The organism is Ilyomonas limi (genome assembly GCF_005233845.1).
In the GTDB taxonomy this organism is placed as follows: Bacteria; Bacteroidota; Bacteroidia; order Chitinophagales; family Chitinophagaceae; genus Ilyomonas; species Ilyomonas limi.
In genome coordinates, this window is the sequence record NZ_SZQL01000056.1 from 1 (window position 1) to 2,016 (window position 2,016).

The window sequence follows — 2,016 nt, forward strand, 5'->3', positions numbered from 1 at the left end:
ATCTGCAACTTCTGTGCTTCACTCCATTTACGTTTGATGATACTCATATTTTTAAATTTAGTGACTTTTGAATAAGTCAAACTATTTCTAAAACTATCTCCAGCCTTTTAGGGGGCTAATACAAAAGAAGGTAGCTATTATACGTTTGATAAAAATGGCAACTTGCAATTTTATGGATACTTAGAAGACTCGACAAATGCATATTCTTTTGGAATAACCTTCGATTCAGTAGGACATGAAATCAAAAAAACCAGAGGTGACGTTATAAAATGGTTTATAAGTAAACACGGTAACGACAGCTTGACTATCTCATTTCTGCTATTGAAAATAAATCGTTCATATGGGCGGATTACATTAACAGGTTCAGATTTTTCAAAACAAGTGTCGCTATTTGAAGGTTATTCGTCTAACACTATAGGTGCTATGCTCATTATAAGTAAGCACCAAAGGAAAACTATTTTAATGTCTGGAGAAATTAGGGATGACTGTTCTATGAAAAAAAGAAACATTGAAGATTCATTGCGTATTCCTGAATATCTGACCAAATAAAACATGACACGAACGCACAACAGTAGCATTGCCGCAAGTGGGGCAGACGAATAAGTGCTGAACAAAAGAACATTATTGAACTTATGTACTAAATTTATGCTAACGAACCGCTATTGCCCCACCACCGGCAATGCGTCAACGTAAGCTGCAATTATATTGGCACTACTAAATGGACAAATCCAAAGTAACGAAAGCATTAATTATCATAAGTATTCCAACGCTTTATGCAATTTTATTAAGACTGTTTTTTGGCATAAAGACCTGGAATGACCTGTTTTCTGTAATGTCTATCTCATTTCTTTTTTGTTTGCCGACCATTGTTGGTGCACTGACCGTTTATTTTTCAAGTACAGAAAACGTAAAGAAGTTTTGGTATCGGTTCTTTGTACCCTGGATACCTATTTTTATTTTCCTTATTCTGACACTTGCACTTGCATGGGAAGGTTGGGCTTGTTGGCTTATGGTTCTTCCGCTATTTCTTATTGCCGCTTCAATCGGAGGATTAATCGGCGGCTATCTTAAACTAAGAAAAAAAGACAATAAGGTTTATGTTTCAGTACTGATGCTTTTGCCACTGCTTATTTCTCCTGTTGAGCAATCCATAGGTGCAATACCCGGAGCTTATGAAGCATACACTTATATTGATATACATGCACCTGCTGACAAAATCTGGGATAACATTACCAGAGTTAGAGAAATAAGCCAAGAGCAGGATAAAGGTTGGCTGACGAAGTTTTTAGGCTTCCCAAGACCCTTGAAAGCGGAACTTAACTACAACGGAGTGGGTGCATATAGGGAAGCAAAGTTTACCAATGGACTTGTATTCCACGAAACAGTTTCTGAATATGCGGACAGAAAGAGAATGGTGTTCTCAATCAAAGCATATCCGTATGAAATTCCATCTACAACAATGGACGAACACGTTGTAATTGGCGGACAATACTTTGACGTTTTAAATGGTACTTACGAACTGGGAAAACTAAATGACACGACTTATAGACTTCACTTGTACAGTCATTTTAAATTGACAACTACTTTCAACTTTTATGCAAGTTGGTGGGCAAAATGGATAATGCAAGACATACAAAACAACATTCTGCAAGTTGAAAAACTGCGGGCAGAAAAAGAATAACTGTGCCTAACATTTCTTTCCCACATTGTCTCCTTCCACGGCTAATGCACGCAAGCGGAGGGATATTAGGAGGGTTAGAGGGTTGAAGTTAAATCAATAACAATGTACGTTAGTTATACTGAGTCTTCAAATTGCGTAGAACTACGCAATCTTTCCGTAGTTCTACGCAGCAGTTTACTCGCTCACCCTCCCTAATTTGCACCTGTTTCCGGTGTCTTGTCCTGAAATGGCTATACGCAAAATCAGGTGTATATGTCTAAAGAAGTTGAACAATTTAGTGTTCGTCCTAACCGCCTTTCACGGTATGATAAGCGGTTGATTTTAAAGGTTGTAGC

2 protein-coding genes are annotated in these 2,016 nt (G+C 37.7%); both read left to right on the top strand.

Features of this window, described 5'->3' with window-relative positions; translation table 11 throughout:
- Positions 1-162: 162 nt before the first annotated feature.
- Entirely contained in the window at positions 163-549 is a 387-nt protein-coding gene (locus tag FC093_RS23495) for a hypothetical protein (RefSeq protein WP_137264266.1), read from the top strand.
- 169 nt (positions 550-718) lie between these two features.
- The gene (locus FC093_RS23500) at positions 719-1,681 is read left to right on the top strand and encodes an SRPBCC family protein (protein WP_137264267.1); all 963 of its coding nucleotides are present in this window, start codon (positions 719-721) and stop codon (positions 1,679-1,681) included.
- The last annotated feature ends 335 nt before the right edge of the window (positions 1,682-2,016 follow it).

What these genes read in the sequence shown, in the direction of transcription:
- FC093_RS23500 (WP_137264267.1), top strand. Translation starts at nt 719, where the DNA reads ATGGACAAATCCAAAGTAACGAAAGCATTAATTATCATAAGTATTCCA.